Source organism: bacterium (assembly GCA_029210545.1).
Classification (GTDB): domain Bacteria; phylum BMS3Abin14; class BMS3Abin14; order BMS3Abin14; family BMS3Abin14; genus JARGFV01.
This window is the reverse complement of sequence record JARGFV010000013.1, coordinates 18,800-36,978: the sequence shown is the minus strand read 5'-3', so window position 1 is coordinate 36,978 and position 18,179 is coordinate 18,800. Positions and strand designations below refer to the sequence as shown.

Below are 18,179 nucleotides of genomic sequence, written 5' to 3'. Positions count from 1 at the left end.
AAGGAAAGGGAAAACGACGCTTTTCCCTTTCCGTGGAGCGAAAAGTCCCGGATTGGACTTTTTGCGACCCTGTCAAGAGTTATTACCCGAAATCCTGACCCTCATGTGGTCCCCGGAGGGTTTCGGGTTCCGACACGCTGCCTGGAAGGGGTACCAGTGGCCGATACATCCATGACAAGGATCCTCATCGTCGACGACGAGGAGAATATCCGCCATCTGCTTCGCCTGGCCTTCGAGGAAGAGTTCGAGGTGGTGGAGGCCGTTGACGGTCTTGATGCCTTCGAGAAGGCTGTCCGGATCAAGCCCCATATTATCCTCTCCGACATCATGATGCCCAGGCTGGACGGGTATGGCCTTTACCGCAAGATCAAATCCCGGCCCGAGACCTCGGCAGTCCCCTTCGTTTTCCTCAGCGCCAAAAAGGATGTGGATGAACGGGTCGTGGGCCTGGAGATGGGAGTTGACGACTACATCACGAAGCCTTTCTCCATCAAGGAACTCAAGGCCAAGGTACGTTCCATTACCAGGAAGGTCACCGACCTGAAGGAACTCGGAAGCCTGGAAGGCTTGCTGAAAGAGGTCGATCTGGTCGATGTCATCCAGCTCATCGACATGGGTCGAAAGACCGGGATGCTCCTGCTGGAGACCCCGGGAGGGACGGGGAAAGTCTATTTCGACAAGGGGGGGCCGATCTTCGCCCAGACAGGGGCCTGGAATGGGGTGGAGGCCTTCAACGTCATGCTCAGCTGGAGGGATGGCCGCTTCAAACTCGATCAGAAGGCCCTGGAGATCGAGGGCAACATCGATCCGGGCAGCGGACAGGAGCTTCTCATGGAAGGGGTCCGGTTGTCGGACGAGATGGAAGAGGCCATCCGCGAACTTCCACCCGGTGACGGGCCTCTCTTTCTTTCGGAAAAGGCTGCCGTTGACGATGAGGAGATGATACTCCTTGCGGCAGCGTTCAAGGGGGGCAGCACGGTTGCCGACGCCCTCAGACTTTCCGGCCTGCCGCCGTACAGGTTCTATCCCCTCGTGACCGCCGCGGTGAAAAAGGGGCTGCTCAGTGTACAGACGGAAACGGGGCGGATGACAGCTTTCCTGCGCGGCGTCAGGGCTGCTATTGATAAACTATAATAGGGTCGCAAAAGTCCGTGCGGGCCTTTTGCTCAACGGAAAGGAAAAAGCGGGGTTTTTCCTTTCCTCACGGATCGCTGGCATATTTGGCGGTCATCGATCCGGGCGCCTCTCCCAGGCGCGGCTGCTTTTGGCGGTCATCGATCCGGGCGCCCTTCCCAGGCGCGGCTGGTCATTGATTTGGGCGCCCCGAGCGGGGCGCGTTGATGGACTTTTTGCGAGTCCATTACCTGTAGTTGGGTCGCAAAAAGTCCAATAAAGTTTATGAGGTGATGATGTGAAAGTCCGCTACTTGATCCTTTCACCTTCCGAGGAGGCCCGGCAGGCTTTTTTAGGCGGGCTTTTTGGCACCTTTGAGCTTTCTCCCAGGGGACGCGGTGAAAAGGCGACCCTGACTGTCGACGGCGGTGATCTCGAGATCGTGGCAACCGGTCTTAAAGGCAAGCTCAGGGACATGACGGTCAAGCTGATTCAAGGCGGTGTCCGGATCGACGGTATCCTGGTCCTGATCCCCTCGGGTGATGACGGTTCGTGGAGTGAAGCTAAAGCCATCAGCGAGTGGCTCCAGTCGGCAGGCTGGGCAACGGCTATGAAAAGCTGGGTTTTCGGGGGGCTCGGTGACCTGAACAAGGAGACGGCCAAAAAAGCTCTTCTCACTCTCCTGTCAGAACACGAGAAGAACCTGGCAGCCGTGTGACCATGGCAGCCATCAGGATCCATCTCGATGTGGTCGACCAGGCTGCGACCACCACCCTTTCGGAGGCGGCCGGCCGCGAAGGTTTCGAGGTCATCCTGGGCGCCCCGGGGGCCGTCCCCCCTGACATCCTGGTCACAAGGGCCGAAAGGATTGGTCGCCATCCCTGCCTTTCGTCCCGTGCCGATCTTCAGCCCCAGCTCCTTCTGTGGGCATTCCCCGGGGATGTTACCAGCGAGGATCTCCTGGGTGTGAGGGTGACGGCTTTCCTTCCCCCGACCTCCGGAAAGGATGAGATAGCCCGGGTCTTTGCTGAGGCTGCGCAGGTCTATCGGAGCAGGCGCCAGGAGTTCGCCATGTGGCACGAGATGGAGGAGCGCTACGCCGAAGCGACGGTCATCGTGAACCTGGCCCTGGAACTCGAGCCGGGGATGGGGATCGACGATGTGCTCGAAAGGATCGTCATCCACCTCTCCGAAGACCTTGGTTACTCCATCGTATCTATCATGCTCCTTGACGACGACGAGAAACACCTCACCATCAGGGCGGCGCGGGGGTTGAGCGCACGGATCATCGAGATCACGCGGATGGAGGTGGGCAAGGGCGTTTCAGGTACGGTGGCATTGACGGGAGAACCTCTCCTCGTCCAGGATGTGGAGGCCGACGCCAGGTTCGGTAAGCCGCAGAGCCACAAGAGGTATAGCAGCAAGTCCCTCATCTGCGTCCCCCTCAAGGTTGGCGATCGGGTCATCGGGGTGATCAACGCCAATAACAAGTGGAGGGATGAGCCCCTCGGCGATTACGACCTCCACATCCTCACCGTGGTGGCTGCCCACATCTCTGTCAGCATCGAGCGTACACGTCTTTATCACAACCTTGAGCGCAAGGCCGTGGAGCTCAGGGAGGCCTATGAAAAGCTCCAGGCCATCGACCGGATAAAGTCCGATTTTATCATCAATGTTTCCCACGAATACAGAACACCGGTCACGATCATCCTCGGTTACCTGGAACTCCTCAAGGGAAGCCTGGCTGATGCAACCCACATCGACAAGGTCAACGTCATCATGGAGGCAGCCTCCCGGCTTTCGAGCCTCATCGATGACAGCACCGATCTTTTGAGGCTCGACACCGGTACGACCCTCTTCATATACCGCGATGTGGGGGTGGACTACTTCCTGGAGGAGGCGGTGCGGGGGCAGTGGGGCCGTTTCGGGAACAAGGGTGTCGACCTCTCCCTGGATCTTCCCGAAGGTCTGCCACTGGTGAGGGTGGACCCTGACAAGATGATCAAGGTCTTCGAAAAGCTGTTGGATAATGCCCTGAAGTTCACACCGCAGGGTGGTTACACGCGGGTGACGGCTCGCAGCGAAGGGGACAGCAAGGTCCTTATCCAGGTGGAGGACTCGGGGGCCGGGATCTCTTTGGAAGACCGCAGCCGGATCTTCGACCGCTTTGAACAGGGCGGGGACATCATGACCGGAAAACCGGAGGGTACGGGCCTTGGCCTGACCATTGCCGGTGCCATCATGGCCAGGCAGGGAGGGGACATCTCCCTCGACGAGCAGTTCGACGAAGGGTGCCGCATTATCATCACGCTGCCCGTAGCTGAAAATACCGGTCCGTAGGAGATCGTTTTTTTGCAAAAGAACCCCTACCTCGCGATCCTCATAGGGTTCATTTCGGTGATCGCTGTCGGGACGGTGATCCTCTCCCTCCCGTGGTCAGCGGTGGGCGGACAGCCTCTGCCCCTTTTGGATGCCCTTTTCACAGCGACTTCAGCCACATGTGTTACGGGACTTTCGGTCCTGGATATCGGCCGGGCTCTTTCGCCCCTGGGCCAGGCGACCATTGCCGTCATGATGCAGGTGGGAGGGCTTGGTCTCATGACCCTGTCCACCTTTTTCGGCCTGCTCCTTGGAGTCAATCCGAGGTTGAGGGATCGCCTCGCCCTCCGTGAAGCCCTGAACCAGGTTGAGGAGTTCTCGATCCCCCACCTCATCGGGAGCATCATCCTGTTCACCTTCGCCATGGAGTTCACAGGAGCCCTTTTCCTGATGATGGGGCCGGGGGACAGCGGGTTGCCAAGGGCCCTTTTCCACTCCATCTCGGCTTTTTGCAACGCAGGCTTTACACTGTTCCCGCAAAGCCTGGAAGGGTTCAGGTCATCCCAGTGGGTAAACCTTGTCTTCATGGTCCTCATCGTATCCGGTGGCCTGGGGTTCTGGGTTGTCTACGATCTCTATCGGCATCTGCGGTCGAGACTGGGGAGGGGGACGGTGCGGCCCCTGAGCCTTCAAAGCCGTGTGGTGCTCAGGATGAGCGGGCTTTTCATTGTTGTGGGCACCTTGTTGTTCCTGTTCGTGGAGTCTGGCCGCTCTCTCTCCGGTTCAGGATACCTGGACAAGGTGACCACGGCACTGTTCCAGTCGGTGACCACCAGGACAGCCGGTTTCAACACGGTCGATATCGGTTCTTTGGCGCTTCCCACTATCCTGTGGATGATGATATGGATGTTTGTCGGTGCCTCGCCGGGTTCTACCGGAGGAGGGATAAAGACAACCACTTTCGCCGTCCTGGTCGCCAACCTTAGAAGTGTCCTGGCGGGCAAGGAGCGGACCGAGATCGGCGGGAACACCTTGCCGGAAACGGTAGTGACCCGCGCCAACGCGATCTTTTTCCTTTCGGTGGCATGGGTCCTTGTCGCCACTTTCCTCATGGTTCTCTTCGGCACGACGGGCGGCGGCGGAAGGTTCGCAGCGGTGATCTTCGAGACCGTGTCGGCATTCGGTACCGTAGGGCTCAGCATGGGGATGACCGACTCGCTTACCGCCGCGGGCAAGGTGATCATTATTCTCACCATGTTCGCCGGCCGCGTCGGCCCCCTGAGCCTTATCCTCGCCCTGGCCCGTAAGCCGTCTCCGCCGAAGGTGGTTTTCCCCGAACAGGGGTTGCCGATAGGGTAAAATAGAGCGAAGAACGAAGAGAGATGCAGAACAGAAGATGGAATCGTTCAAGTAACTTCGCGCTTCGTGCTTGGCGCTTGGCGCTGAGAACGGAAACGGGAGGATTTCAACGGTGAACCGTGAACCGTGAACTGTAAACTTTTCACCGTTCTCCGTTGACCCCTAAAATTCGCTATGATACAAAAAACGGATAAATCTCCGGAGGTTACGGAGGCCGCCCTTTGGTAGCGGTCAAGGCTTCCCAGGTCGGTCATCTCCCGGAAAAGGACAGGTGGGCTTTCGAGGCCCTCAAGGAGCTCCTGATCCGGGAAAAGGGGTTCGATCTGGAGGCCTACAAGGAGAGGTGTATCCTGAGAAGGATCTACCTCAAGGTCCGTTCCAAGGGACACGCCGACCTGGGTTCTTATTACCGGGAGCTGTCCAGGGACCGGGAAGAGCTGGAACGTTTGTTCCAGTACATGACCATCAACGTCACCGAGTTCTTCCGCAATCCCACCGCGTTCGCATACCTCGAGAGAAGCGTCCTCCCGAGGCTGGTGGCGGAACACAGCGTTTACGGTCATTTCAGGGTCTGGAGCGCGGGATGCTCAAGCGGGGAGGAACCGTACAGCCTGGCTATCGTTCTTCTCAGAGCCAAAAAACGGCACCGGATCCAGACACCCTTCACCGTCCTGGCCACCGATGTTGACGACAGGATCCTCGCCAGGGGAAAGGTGGGGAGATACGGCCTGGAGGCACTCAAGAACCTTGAGGACGAGGATATCAGAGAGTACTTTGTTGAAGAGGAAGGGAGTTTCAGCGTCAGCGACGAGGTGAGGGAACGTGTTACATTCCGCACCGAGGATATCCTCAGGGATAACCCCGTTAAGGCCCAGAGCCTTGTCGTCTGCAGGAACCTTCTGATCTATTTTTCACGGGAGAACCAGGAAAGGGTCATCAGCGGATTCTCCCGCAAGCTGCACCCCGGCGGTTTCCTCATGCTGGGCAAAGCCGAAACGCTCATCGGGCGGAACAGGCTCTTTTTCCAGAGCATATCGCCCACCGAGCGGATCTACCGGCTCAGGGATATGCCTCTGGCTGACGGGAACGTACAGCCTGGCCCGATAGACCTTTAAATTGCGGAAAAGGAGTCTCCTGTCATGAGAATGGAAATGCGATACAAGTTGATCCTCGCCTTTCTGGTCGTCGTCGCCGTTGTGGTCTTTGTCCCTTACCTCTTCGACCTCTTCGGGGTCAACGAAGGGGCCTGGAAGGAGTTCGGCGCCGCCTCAGCCGCGATCGCTGTGGGCCTTAGCCTCGGCAGCCTTTTCGCAACGGGGATCACGAGGGACATCCGGGAAATGCGGGACGTCGCCAACAGCATCAGCGAGGGAGACCTCACCCTCGACCTGACACCGGCCAGGAGAAACTTCGAGGACGAGTTCACGGATCTGAGGGAATCGTTCCGGGTCATGGTTCAGCGCTTGTCCATTCTCGCCAGGAGTCTCAAGGGTTCTTCCGAAGATGTCCACGATTCGGCCCAGACCCTGTCCGCAACAGCTGAGGAGATGAACGCGTCCACTGAGGAGATCGCCGCTGCCATCGACGGGATCAGCAAGGGCGCGGAGACACAGGCCAGCCAGGTGGAGCGGATGTCCGGCACTGTCCATCACATGGCCCAGAACCTCGTGGCCGTAGCCGAAAAGGCGAGGACCTCCTCCAAGGTGTCTTCAGAGGCTGGTTTTACCGCGGAAGCGGGCAGGAAACATGCCGAAAACATCATCGCCAAGATCGGCCAGGTTTTCGACTCGGTTTCAAGGACCGGGGATTCGGTCATGAGTTTTGGAGAGAGGAGCAAGGAGATCGGGGAGATCGTCAGTATCATCACCAACGTGGCCCAGCAGACCACGCTCCTGGCCCTGAACGCCACTATCGAGGCTGCACGCGCCGGGGAGGCAGGTCGCGGTTTCGCGGTGGTCGCCGAGGAGATCCGGAAACTGGCCGCCAATACCGAACAGTTCGCCGAACGCATCTCGGGCATTGTTGGAAGGATCCAGAACGAGAGCGAGCAGGTCCTCCTGAACATGAAGGATGTGACGGGAGTTCTCGACGAGGGCCAGGACACCCTCCAGACGATGGGAGAGTCCCTGGACGAGATCGTCAAGGCGGTCATGGAATCCACCTCCCATGCACAGGAGATATCCCAGCTGACGGAGGCCCAGAGTGCGGCTGCCAGTGACATCACCGGTATTATCGACGAAGTTTCCAAGGTTGCCGAGGACAACGCCGCCTCCACGGAGGAAGTGTCGGCCGCCACAGAGGAACAGACCGCTTCCATGGAGGAACTCGCGGCTTCGGCCCAGGACCTGACGGCTCTCTCCGACAAGCTGAGAAAACTGTCAGAGGAGTTCAAGGTCTGATATCATGACTGACCCTGTGATCCTGGAAAGCAATTCCGAGGAAAAAAGCCGGCACCCTGAGCACGAGGTGGTCATGTGCACCGTGGGGAAAGAATATTTTGCCCTGCCCCTTGAGGCCATGGCCGAGATCTACAAGGCTGCTGACATCACGCCGCTGCCGTTGTCACCTGCCTTCATGACGGGCGTGATCAACGTTCACGGCAACCTGGCCTCGGTGCTCTCACTTGCCGGGCTCCTGGGTCTTTCCGAAACTCCCGGCGTTGATGGGCTCCTGCTCATCCTGACAGCGGAATACGGAGGGTTCGCTCTTCTCATAGACAGCACCACCGGGTTCACCGCCTACACGACCCTGGAAGAGGTTGCCAGGGACAATGTGGAAGACGACAGCTCTGTTGCGTTTATCGAGGGCGTTTTCCGTGACAAAGGAAAACTTGTATCACTGATCAACCCTGGAAAGCTCCGGGTCTGGATCGACAGTGAGTTCACGAAAGGGGATAACTGATGGCTATCAAGGTGTTGATCGTTGACGATGCCATGTTCATGCGCAACATGATCGCGGAGATCTTCAACGGGAAGAATTACAGCGGTGAGAAGTATGAGGTCGTCGCCGAAGCGGAAAACGGCATTGAGGCTGTTGAAAGGTACAAGGAGCACACCCCTGATATCGTCACCATGGATATCGTCATGCCCGAGATGACCGGGATCGAGGCGCTGCGGGAGATCATGCACCTCAATCCCGCCGCCAACGTGATCATGTGCAGCGCCCTGGGCCAGGACAGCCTGGTCATGGAGGCTCTGGACGCCGGCGCGAAAGATTTTATCGTCAAACCGTTCCAGCCGGAAAAGGTCCTCGATGTCGTCGTAAGGATCCTGGACGAGACCCGCGGCGCCTGATCCGTTCCCCTCCAGGAGGTCGATGACCACCATGGACATGTCCAAATACAAAGATCTTTTTATTTCCGAAGCCAGGGAACATGTCCAGGGGATGAGTAACTGTATCCTGGTCCTTGAGAAGGAACCCGGGTCTGAGGGCAGCATCAACGAGCTCTTTCGTCACGCCCACTCCGTCAAGGGGATGTCGGCATCCATGGGCTATGGGATCATCGCGGAGCTGAGCCACCAGCTCGAAGACATGATGGACACGGTCCGCAAGGGGCAGACAGCGATCTCATCACCGATCATCGACATCCTCCTCGAGGGGATGGATATCCTGGATAAACTGGTGGACGCGGTGGAGCAGGACAAGGGCCTGGATGAGCTCCAGACATCCGCCCTGCTTTCCAGGATCAGGGGGGTCATCGATGGGACCGCCCCGGGGGAGCAGGCGGTCCCGACCCAGCCCGGGCCTGCCTCGGAACCTGAACCTGAACCAATCCCCGAAGCTAAAGCCGGGACGGCCGACCAGCCCACGGGACCTGGTCCGATCGGACCGGGCACAGCGGAAGAGGGTGAAATAGTGCTCCGGTTCCAGATCGCCGAGGACAGCCTCGTCCCGGCCGCCCGGGCCTACCTGGCTGTCAGAAAACTTGAATCCCTGGGCACGATAACCCGTTGTGAACCTTCCCTCGAGGAGATCAAGTCAGGGAACTATCCCGGGCGAGTCACGGTGAGCCTGGTGGGCGCCGATGAGCAGAAGGTGGTCAAAACCTTGCAGTCACTGGCCGAAATGGGTGAGGTCGAGGTTTCCGCCTCCCGCAGGGAGGGGGTGGAAACGCCCGGTCTGTCACCAGGAGCGCCCGTTTCCCCGGCAACGGCTCCGCTGGCCGAGGTTTCGAAGCCGAAGATGGAACCGTCCTCAGCGACATCTGCTCATGCCAAGACTGTCCGTATCAGCACCCTCCTTCTCGACACCTTCATCAACCTGATCGGTGAACTCATCGTGACCAAGGGACGCCTGAAAGATCTGCTCGCCGGCAGTGGCTCAAGGGATGTGGACCAGGTTCTGACCAGGCTCGATCACCTGGTGGGCGGTCTTCACAGTGAAGTGATGAAGGTCAGGATGATGCCCCTGGAAACGGTGACCCAGAGACTGCCAAGGGTCGTGCGTGATCTTGCCCGCCAACGGGGCAAACAGGTCAGCCTGGAAGTCATCGGTGCTGACATCGAACTTGACAGGGTCATCCTCGAGGAGTTGGGTGACCCCCTCATCCATATCCTCAGGAACGCCGTCGACCATGGGCTTGAGGATGCCAGGGAAAGGGCATCGGCCGGGAAAGATGAGACAGGCAGGATCGTCCTGAGAGCCTACCGTGAGAGGGATATGGTTTACGTCGAGGTCATTGATGACGGGCGCGGCATGGACCTGCACCGGATCAAGGCCAAGGCTGTGGAGAAGGGGATCTTGTCCCGCGAACAGGCCAAAGTCATCAGCGAAGAGGAGACGGTGATGCTGGTGTCGCGTCCGGGATTTTCCACTGCCACCGAGATCACGGATGTTTCCGGGCGCGGAGTCGGGATGGATGTCGTCCAGTCCGCAGTTGAGGGCCTGGGAGGTTCACTGTCCATCGAGAGCAGTACCGGAGAGGGCACCACGTTTACCCTCAGGCTGCCTCTGACGGTGGCCATCGTCAAGATGCTGCTTGTTTCGGTCAGGGACCACACCTTTGCCGTTCCCATCACCAGGGTGGCGAGAACCATCCGGGTTACAGAAGGAGAAGTCAGCGAGAGCCAGGGAAGGCGTTATCTGGATCTCGACGAAGATCTCATTTCCCTGTTCGATCTCGGCCAGTTACTCGATATCCAGTCGCCCATGAACGGCCGGCCCGTCTACAATGTCGTCCTGGTGGAGGCGACCAACCGTGTCGTCGGCCTTGTCGTCGACAGCGTTGTCGGCCAGGTGGACATTGTCGTCAAACCGCTGTGCTATCCGATCCAGTACCTCAAACGGTACTCCGGGATGACGGTCCTCGGTGACGGGCGCATCGTGCCGATCCTTGATCTGGGTAACCTCTTTTAGACCGATGACAGACGGATCTGCCTCACGAGCGACCCTTTCTGATAAACAGGTCGAGGCTATAAGGGAGGTGGCGGCCATTGCCGCTGCCCAGACCGGGAACGCTCTGGGCAGGCTTTCCCGACTGCCTGTGGGCATTACATCATCCGAGGTCCTGACCCTGAAGCTGGAGGAGATCCCTTCCCTGTTCGGTGGGCTGAACGCTCCGGCAATCGGTGTCCTCGTACCTTTTCAGGGCGACCTGGAGGGAAACGCCCTGCTCCTGTTTCCCGAGGCGGGAGTGGAGGCTCTGGAGGAAGTTCTCCTGGGTCGGGACAGGGACGGCGACGAGGATCTGAAACTTTCCGCATTTGCCGAGATCGGCAACATCCTGACGGGCAACCTGCTCACCGTTTTGTCCAGCCTTTCAGACAGGATCCTGATCAGCCTTCCGCCCTGTCCCGTTCAGGATATGGCCGGGGCGATCCTGGACGCTGTCCTGGCTGATATCGGTTCTGCCACCGACGAGGTGACAGTGCTGGTCTTCAACCTCGCTGCCAGTTCGGGAGGCAGCCTCGTACGATCCGTTTTTCTGCCGGGGGACGCCGGTATTGAGCTCCTCCTGGAGGCCGCCGGACGGCTGGAATCCGGTTCATGAAACCGGTTGTCGTGGGTATATCGGAGTTTCGCCTGGCCTGGCGGCCCGTAAAACTGGTTACCTATGGTCTGGGATCCTGCGTGGCAGTGGTCCTGTTTGCCCGTGATGAGGGCATCGGGTCCATGGCCCACATCATGCTGCCCATGGCCTATGGCAATAACGATACGGACACCCCGGGCAAATTCGCGGACACGGCCGTTGCCGGTATGGTCCGGATGATGGAGCAGCAGGGAATATCGCCTCCCGGGATCGTTGCGAAGATAACCGGAGGGGCCGATATGTTCGCCGGGCAGTTCAAGGGTAAGGGGAGGCGGATCGGGGCTCGGAACATCCTGGCTGCCAGAAAGGCCCTGGACAATTTCGGCATTCGTCTGGTGGCACAGGATGTTGGGGGGACAGTGGGAAGGAGTGTCGAATTCATGACCGATACCGGGGTCCTGACCGTCAGGACCCTGAGAGGGGGAATGAAGGAGCTGTAATAAGCAGTGGCCGGTAATCAGTAGTCAGTAACCTGAAGAGAGAAGAACTTTAATATGATAGATCCGGGGTCTGAAATCTGACCTCTGAAATCTGAAACAGGAGTGCGTACCATGAGCCATGCGAAACTTGTTGACGGCAATCTCATCGCCTCCAAAGTCCTGGCGGAAGTGGCCGTCGAGGCGGCCCGGTTTAACAAGGACCACGGCCGCGCTCCGGGCCTTGCCGTTGTCCTTGTGGGAGACGATCCGGGTAGCGCTGTGTACGTCAGGATGAAGATCAGGGACTGCGGCCTGTGCGGTATCGAATCTTTTTCTCACCGTCTGCCGGCGGATACCACGACACAGGAACTCCTGGCGCTGGTTGAGCGCCTCAACGGGGATGACTCTGTAGACGGCATCCTCGTACAGCTTCCCCTGCCCGAAGGTATCGACACCAAGAAGATCCTCGACGGCATCGACCCGGCCAAGGATGTGGACGGGTTTCACCCCGCCAACGTGGGACGGCTGGTCAGGGGCGATCTGGAGGTTCTCATGCCGTGCACACCCGCGGGGGTCATGAGGATGCTGGACGAGGAAGGAGTGGATCCCAGGGGTAAAAACGCCGTTGTGGTGGGGAGAAGTGACATCGTGGGCAAACCGATGGCCCTCATGCTCCTTCACCGACACGCCACCGTGACCATCTGTCACTCCCGCACCCGGGATCTTGCGGATGTGTGCCGCAGCGCCGACATCCTGGTTGCCGCCGTAGGGCGTGCCCTCATGATCGAAAAAGGGTGGGTAAAGCCCGGTGCCGTGGTCATCGACGTGGGTATGAACTCCCTGGCAAGGGACGATGCCCCGCCCGTCATCCTCGGCGACCCGGCCCGGGTGGCCGATTTCGACAAGAAGGGCTACACCCTCGTGGGTGATGTCTCCCCGGACGCGGCTGAAACGGCCTCCCTCATGACACCGGTTCCCGGAGGAGTGGGGCCCATGACCCGGGCCATTCTCATGTCCAACACCATGAAGGCGGCAAGGTGGAGAGTGAAGGGATGAGTCCAATGTCCAAAGACCAACGCCCAAAGAGAACCCGCAGAACCCTTTTTGTATTTGGATATGTGGATCCACGAACTGTTACTTTGGGCTTTGGACTTTGGGCTTTGGACTGAGTTAGCTATGGACCGAAAACAGCTCCTCGACATACTTGAACAGATCGCCTCGGGCCGGATGAAGCCGGATGAAGGGCTTTCCGTCCTGGCCGATTTTCCCTCCGCCATCATGGAGTACGCCCACCTGGACACTCATCGCCGGGTGCGCAGGGGAGTGCCGGAGACGGTCTTCGGACAGGGGAAAACCCCGGAGCAGATCGTCGGGATCGTGGGGCGCCTGTCGGCTTCCGGTGATCCGGTCCTGGTGACCAGGGTGTCGGAAACGGCCGCTGCAGCGGTCCTGGATCGTTGGCCGGAAGCAGATCACGATCCTGTCTCCAGAACTCTCCATCTGGGGATGCTTCCACACACCGGGGGGCGGCGGGTCATGGTCATGGCCGCAGGGACCTCCGACCTCCCTGTGGCGGAAGAGGCCGCAAGGACAGCGGTCTTCCTGGGCATGGAGGTGCGGCGGGGATACGATGTCGGTATTGCAGGCCTTCACCGTCTGGCGGCGCATCGGGATGAGATGGCCGAAGCCGGAGTCATCATCGTCGTGGCCGGGATGGAAGGGGCGCTTCCCGGCGTGGTCGCCGGTCTGGTCCGCGTCCCGGTGATCGGAGTCCCCACCAGCATCGGTTACGGGGCTTCCCTGGCCGGTTTTACACCTTTGCTGACCATGCTCTCTTCCTGTGCCTGCGGCCTGACGGTGGTCAACATAGACAACGGTTACAGCGCTGCCGTCGCCGCGTATCTCATCCTGGGAAATGCCCAGGAAGAGGACCCTTCGACAGGCTCGGGCGCCCCGCGCGGGGCGCGTTGATGGACTTTTTGCGAGTCCATCAACTTTGGACTCAAAACCCAAAACCGATCGTTTTACCACAGGGTACACAGGTAGAAAGCGCGGTTTCTGTAAAAGCGTTAAGAGCGATTTCACCACAGAGCTCACAGAGGTCACAGAGAAAGGCCTAAGTCTTGGGTTAAAGCCTGTCATTGCGAGTCACGCCAGTGGCGTGACGAAGCAATCCCGGGTCCTGTAAAAGCGGTGAAGGCGGCCTCACGAAGAGACGCAGGGGCCGCAGGGGAAACCTTTGAGATCTGAGATTAAGTTCTAATTGGATCTTGGATTCCTTTTGAAATTTGAAATCTGGAATTTGAAATATGGAATTGAGACTGTGACTGAGACTATTCTTTACATCGATCCTTTCAGCGGGGTGTCCGGTGACATGCTCCTCGCTGCGCTGATCTCCTCCGGAGTCCCCATCGAGGTGATCATGGATGCCGTGGAAAAAGTCATCCCGGGAGAGGTCCGGATCAGCGCGACGCAGGTAACGAGGTCCGGGTTGGCAGGGATAAAGTGTGATGTCGAGGTTGTTGGCGGGCCGGAGAAAAGAACCCTGGGCGGGATGATCTCGGCGGTCCGCGGGGCCGGACTCGACGACAGGGTCGCCGCGGCCAGTCTCGAGGTCCTCAAATCACTTGGTGAGGCCGAAGCGAGGGCCCACGGCAGTTCCGGTGGAGCCGTTCATCTCCACGAACTCGGCGGCCAGGATACCCTGGCCGACATCGTTGGGGTCCAGGCGGCCATCGCCTGGCTGAACCCTGATGAGATCGTAAGCGGCTCGTTGAACCTTGGATGCGGATACGTGGGTACGAGCCACGGGATGATGCCCGTCCCGGCTCCTGCGACAGCTTTCCTGGTCGAAGGTCTGCCCGTTCACTCGGCCGGGCCCGAGGGTGAGTTCACCACACCCACCGGCGCTGCTCTGATGAAGGGGGTCGTGAACCGGTTCGGGCCGCTGCCGGCCATAAAGGTAGAGGGGGTGGGTGTCGGAGCGGGAACAGCCGACCACGACGGTTTCCCCAACCTCCTCAGGGTTTTCCGCGGGAGTGTCCAGGATGCGGCCCAGGGTGAAAGCGCCGTGATCATCGAGTGCGGGATCGACGACCTGTCTCCCGAGTACCTTGCTCCGGCGGTCGAGACTATCCAGGCGGCAGGTGCGAAGGAGGTCCACCTCATCCCTGTTCACACCAAGAAAGGGAGGCCTGGTGTCCTCGTCAGGGTCCTTGCCGGCCTGGAGGACCGCGACGCGGTCGTGCGGGCGGTGCTCGAGGCGACAGGCAGCTCGGGGCTTCGGTTCTGGGAAGTGGGACGCCAGGTGCTTCCCAGAGAAAAGGTTGTCGTGTCCACACCCCATGGCCCTGTTACCTTCAAGCGATGGCGGACACCATCCGGGTACTGGCGTTTCAAACCCGAATACGAGGAAGTCAGGCGGCTGGCCGACCAGGCCGGGGTGCCGATCCTGAAGATGAAGGAGCTGGCAGTCGCGGCATACCTTGCGGAGAATGACGATGGACTTGAAGAAAATTGAAAAGGGCGTCCGCATGATCCTCGAGGGTGTTGGTGAAAACCCGGACCGACCCGGGCTGGCCGACACCCCGCATCGCGTCGCCCAGCTGTACGAGGAGATCTTCTCGGGGATCGGCGCCGATCCCATGGAACACCTCCATCCGGTGAAAGGTGAATCCCACGATGAAATGGTCCTCATCCGGGATATCCCCCTCTATTCCGTGTGTGAGCATCACCTGCTCCCCTTTGCCGGAATGGCCCACGTTGCCTATATCCCCGAGGGCGGCAGGATCGTCGGGCTTTCCAAGATCGTCCGGGTTCTGGAAACCTGGGCCTCGAGGCCGCAGGTCCAGGAACGCTTGACCACCCAGGTGGCTGAAAGCATAATGAAGGGGTTGAATCCCAAGGGAGTCATGGTGGTCATCGAGGCCGAGCATCTCTGCATATCCATGAGAGGGGTTCGCAAGCCGAACTCCATGACGGTGACCAGCGCTGTCAGGGGTTCGTTCCGCAGGGATGAACGGACCCGCAGTGAGACTCTGGCCCTTATCCACGGGAGGAAGCAGGGGCGGTAAAGGTTTGACGCGCCAGACGCGCCAGACACGGAGACGCGGAGAGGAGTTTCTCTGAGCTTGTCATTGCGAGCCGGAACCGGGCGAAGCAATCCCGGAACCTGGGACGCGGGCCGGAGCATTCTTTACACACGATGCTCCCCGCGGTGTGGAGTGATGTGAATTGAGAATTCTTCTTTGGCTGATCATGGCGGCGGCCCTGGTGTGGGCGGTCAGGGAACTGACAGGTTCAGACGCCCGCTCACCCGGGGATGACGGGGGGCGCGGGGAGGAGATGGTCCGGGACCCGGTGTGCGGCGTCTATGTTCCGAAGAGCAGATCTGTCTCCCGGCGAACAGTAGGAGAAAAGGTGTACTTCTGCTCCCGGGAGTGCGAGAAGAAGTATTCAGCTGGCCGCTGAAAAGGGAGAACCAGGAACTAAGAACCAGGAACCAGGAACCAGGAACCAGGACCTAGGACTTTGGACTTTGGACTATCTTTCCCCTTGGAGGACTGAAATGAGGTCGCGCGACTTGATCCTGATATCCACCCTTTTCCTGTCTTTCGTCATCGCTCTTCCCTCGGCCCATGCTCTGCCGGTGGGGGCTCCCGGAAGGACTGTCGAAGTGGGGGGTTTTTCCCTTTCCGGAACCATCGGTTATACCGACCTTGAGGTGAGGAATTCGGACGTCACCACGAAGTCGTTCTTTTTCAAAGGGGCGTTCGGCGGCACCGACGGAGTGACTCCCTACCTGAGGCTCGGGTTTGCCGATCTCGAAGTGGAAGGCGGTTTTAAGGGTAATCTGGGATTCGCCTTCGGCGGCGGCGTTCTCCTCGATCTGATCACGCAGCAAAGCGGCAGCGGGTTCCGGGTCAGTCTCGACAGCCAGGCCCAGTGGTCGGAAAGCAGCGAGGGATCGGCATCCTACGACATGTTCGAGGGGCAGGTTTCTCTTCTGGGTTCGGCGCGCAGCAGCGGTACAAACGCCTACGCCGGGATCGCCACCTCGTTCATCAACCTGGACGGCGAGAAGGACGACGGCCAGGCCCACCTGTTCTTCGGTATGGACTATTTCATGGATTACAACTTTTTCTTCAGCGCCGAAGCCCACCTTTTCGGGCAGGACACCTTGTCCATTGGAGTGGGGTACAACTTTTAACTATAAAAAACAGCGCCCTCTTTGGCTGTTTTTTATAGATGACTCCGCCCTGAGGCGGAAAGATTCAACCTTGATAGGGTCGCAAAAAGTCCAATCCGGGACTTTTCGCTCCACGGAAAGTGAAAAGTGTCATTTTCCCTTTCCTCACGGATCGCTGACATGATTTCCGGTCATCGATCCGGGCGCCCTTCCCAGGCGCGGCTAGTCATTGATTTGGGCGCCCCGCGCGGGGCGCGTTGATGGACTTTTTGCGAGTCCATCAATATTTCACGGGGTTGACCCGGTCGTAATCCTTGGGCTTGTGGCAGCCAACCACGCAGCTCCCCCCGTTCTTCGTCTGGGTGAAGTTCACCGGGAGCATCCATGCCTTCCCGAAGGGGACCTCCGGCCGGATGTGCTTGGGCTGGCTGCCGGCGTGCATCTCGTGGCACGCCTTGCAGGAGCGGCCCTTCTCCCTGTTGACGTGAAGGAAGTGCATGTTCTGGTCACCGTTCCGGAAACCGGTCAGCGTGGTGGTGAACCGGTCCAGGGCGATGTCCCTGTTATGGCAATCGAAGCAGATGGCGTAGTTCTCGGTGGCGTAGGGCATGTAAAATTCGGCCGGGAACGGTTTTTTGAGGATCTTGGTGTAGTTGGACCCGTGGGAATCGTGGCAGGCGTAGCAGTCGTCCTGCTTGACAGGGCCGTGGACATAGGTCGCCTTCTTGACCTGGATCCCCAACTCCTTGTGACATGTGTAGCAGATTTCCTTGGCAGAGGCTTTGAGCTGCCTCGGATAGTCGGAAGCGTGGGCCGTGTGACAGACGGTACACTCCTTCTTTTCCAGGGCGCTGTGCTTGATGGACGACGCTTCAAGGTGCTCGGCCATCGGCTTGTGACAATCGTTGCACAGGGTCTCACCCTCGGCGATCAGCATGTAGGGAAAATCCGTGGCGTGGGAGTTGTGGCACTTGTTGCACCCCTCGGCGGCCGGCTGGTGCTTGTACTTGAGCTCGAACTGTGCCTGCCGGTCAAGGTGGCACAGGAAACACAGGTCTGCTCCCTGCATCTCCACGAGGCCCGGGTACTCGGACGAGTGAGGGTTGTGACAGATGTTGCAGTCACCTGCCGCAATCGGTCCGTGGACCACCTTCTTGGTGGTCTTGTTGTTCTCGTGGCAAGAGAAGCACAGCTGGCTGGTGGTCTCCTTGGTGAGCTGTTTTTCCGTGTTGGACTGGTGCGGATCATGGCACGAGATGCAGTCACCTTTCTGGATGGGTCCGTGGACCACCGGCTGTGCGTCCTTGGGCTCGTGGCACAGGTAGCACAGGTCCTTTCCCGATGCCTGCAACTTGAAATCCGTTTTCGGCGACTTCGTGGGATGCTTCGGGTTGCCGCTGGTGTGGCACACCACGCACTGCCCCACGCCTACCGGTCCGTGAACGAACTTTGCTTTCCCCATCCCCGAGTGGCACTCCGCGGAAACACACTCCTGGGCCTGGGCCTGGGCGGCCATCACCAGCGCGATCAGCATGATGACGGGAACGACGACAGCGAGAACGCCTCTTTTCCTCTCCATTCTCTACCCCTCCTCCGTGGGAAGATGTTTCATAAAAATCGCGAACAGCGAAGAGTGACAACCTCGCCAGAAATCCCTTCGAAGCCTGTTACCATCATAATATAAATTTCACAACCTGGGCGAAACACCGGCTATATTAGATGACTGCGGTCGGAACTGTCAACCAGAACCGGG

18 protein-coding genes are annotated in these 18,179 nt (G+C 59.1%); 17 read left to right on the top strand and 1 reads right to left on the bottom strand.

The window, feature by feature from the left end:
* The first annotated feature begins 156 nt into the window (after positions 1-156).
* The 17 genes from P1S46_02785 to P1S46_02705 all read left to right on the top strand — a co-directional run bounded on the left by P1S46_02785 (position 157) and on the right by P1S46_02705 (position 16,447).
* Positions 157-1,134 carry a response regulator gene (locus tag P1S46_02785; GenBank protein MDF1535412.1) on the top strand — a complete coding sequence of 326 codons (978 nt, stop codon included), beginning with the start codon at positions 157-159 and terminating at the stop codon, positions 1,132-1,134.
* A gap of 277 nt (positions 1,135-1,411) precedes the next feature.
* Positions 1,412-1,831 (top strand): hypothetical protein, encoded by a 420-nt coding sequence (locus tag P1S46_02780; protein ID MDF1535411.1) that lies wholly within the window; start codon positions 1,412-1,414, stop codon positions 1,829-1,831.
* A 2-nt stretch (positions 1,832-1,833) separates the two neighbouring features.
* Complete coding sequence (locus P1S46_02775) at positions 1,834-3,453, top strand: GAF domain-containing sensor histidine kinase (GenBank protein ID MDF1535410.1); 1,620 nt, start codon at positions 1,834-1,836, stop codon at positions 3,451-3,453.
* 12 nt (positions 3,454-3,465) lie between these two features.
* Entirely contained in the window at positions 3,466-4,791 is a 1,326-nt protein-coding gene (locus P1S46_02770) for a TrkH family potassium uptake protein (protein MDF1535409.1), read from the top strand.
* A gap of 221 nt (positions 4,792-5,012) precedes the next feature.
* Positions 5,013-5,906: a protein-glutamate O-methyltransferase CheR gene (locus P1S46_02765; GenBank protein ID MDF1535408.1), complete on the top strand. Its 894-nt coding sequence runs from the start codon at positions 5,013-5,015 to the stop codon at positions 5,904-5,906.
* Positions 5,907-5,930: 24 nt separating this feature from the next.
* Positions 5,931-7,190 carry a methyl-accepting chemotaxis protein gene (locus tag P1S46_02760; GenBank protein ID MDF1535407.1) on the top strand — a complete coding sequence of 420 codons (1,260 nt, stop codon included), beginning with the start codon at positions 5,931-5,933 and terminating at the stop codon, positions 7,188-7,190.
* 4 nt (positions 7,191-7,194) lie between these two features.
* Positions 7,195-7,692 carry a chemotaxis protein CheW gene (locus P1S46_02755; protein MDF1535406.1) on the top strand — a complete coding sequence of 166 codons (498 nt, stop codon included), beginning with the start codon at positions 7,195-7,197 and terminating at the stop codon, positions 7,690-7,692.
* The gene (locus tag P1S46_02750) at positions 7,692-8,084 is read left to right on the top strand and encodes a response regulator (GenBank protein MDF1535405.1); all 393 of its coding nucleotides are present in this window, start codon (positions 7,692-7,694) and stop codon (positions 8,082-8,084) included. Before P1S46_02755 ends, P1S46_02750 begins: the two co-directional genes overlap by 1 nt.
* A 31-nt stretch (positions 8,085-8,115) precedes the next feature.
* Positions 8,116-10,146, top strand: coding sequence for a chemotaxis protein CheA (locus P1S46_02745; GenBank protein MDF1535404.1), 2,031 nt, complete (start codon positions 8,116-8,118; stop codon positions 10,144-10,146).
* A gap of 4 nt (positions 10,147-10,150) precedes the next feature.
* Positions 10,151-10,780, top strand: a complete 630-nt coding sequence (locus P1S46_02740; protein MDF1535403.1) for a chemotaxis protein CheC — start codon at positions 10,151-10,153, stop codon at positions 10,778-10,780.
* Complete coding sequence (locus tag P1S46_02735; GenBank protein MDF1535402.1) at positions 10,777-11,259, top strand: chemotaxis protein CheD; 483 nt, start codon at positions 10,777-10,779, stop codon at positions 11,257-11,259. Before P1S46_02740 ends, P1S46_02735 begins: the two co-directional genes overlap by 4 nt.
* Positions 11,260-11,370: 111 nt before the next feature.
* A complete protein-coding gene (gene folD / locus P1S46_02730; protein MDF1535401.1) occupies positions 11,371-12,294 on the top strand; it encodes a bifunctional methylenetetrahydrofolate dehydrogenase/methenyltetrahydrofolate cyclohydrolase FolD in 924 nt (307 codons plus the stop codon).
* Between the two features lie 120 nt (positions 12,295-12,414).
* On the top strand, positions 12,415-13,209 hold the full coding sequence (gene larB, locus P1S46_02725) for a nickel pincer cofactor biosynthesis protein LarB (protein MDF1535400.1): 795 nt from the start codon (positions 12,415-12,417) through the stop codon (positions 13,207-13,209).
* 352 nt (positions 13,210-13,561) lie between these two features.
* Positions 13,562-14,758 carry a nickel pincer cofactor biosynthesis protein LarC gene (larC, locus tag P1S46_02720; protein MDF1535399.1) on the top strand — a complete coding sequence of 399 codons (1,197 nt, stop codon included), beginning with the start codon at positions 13,562-13,564 and terminating at the stop codon, positions 14,756-14,758.
* A complete protein-coding gene (gene folE / locus P1S46_02715) occupies positions 14,739-15,311 on the top strand; it encodes a GTP cyclohydrolase I FolE (GenBank protein MDF1535398.1) in 573 nt (190 codons plus the stop codon). Before larC ends, folE begins: the two co-directional genes overlap by 20 nt.
* Positions 15,312-15,471: 160 nt before the next feature.
* Positions 15,472-15,708 (top strand): PP0621 family protein, encoded by a 237-nt coding sequence (locus P1S46_02710; GenBank protein ID MDF1535397.1) that lies wholly within the window; start codon positions 15,472-15,474, stop codon positions 15,706-15,708.
* Positions 15,709-15,805: 97 nt separating this feature from the next.
* Positions 15,806-16,447: a hypothetical protein gene (locus P1S46_02705; protein MDF1535396.1), complete on the top strand. Its 642-nt coding sequence runs from the start codon at positions 15,806-15,808 to the stop codon at positions 16,445-16,447.
* Between the two features lie 259 nt (positions 16,448-16,706).
* On the opposite strand, the gene P1S46_02700 is transcribed toward P1S46_02705, so the two are convergent.
* Positions 16,707-18,005 carry a cytochrome c3 family protein gene (locus P1S46_02700; GenBank protein ID MDF1535395.1) on the bottom strand — a complete coding sequence of 433 codons (1,299 nt, stop codon included), beginning with the start codon at positions 18,003-18,005 and terminating at the stop codon, positions 16,707-16,709.
* Between the last annotated feature and the right edge of the window lie 174 nt (positions 18,006-18,179).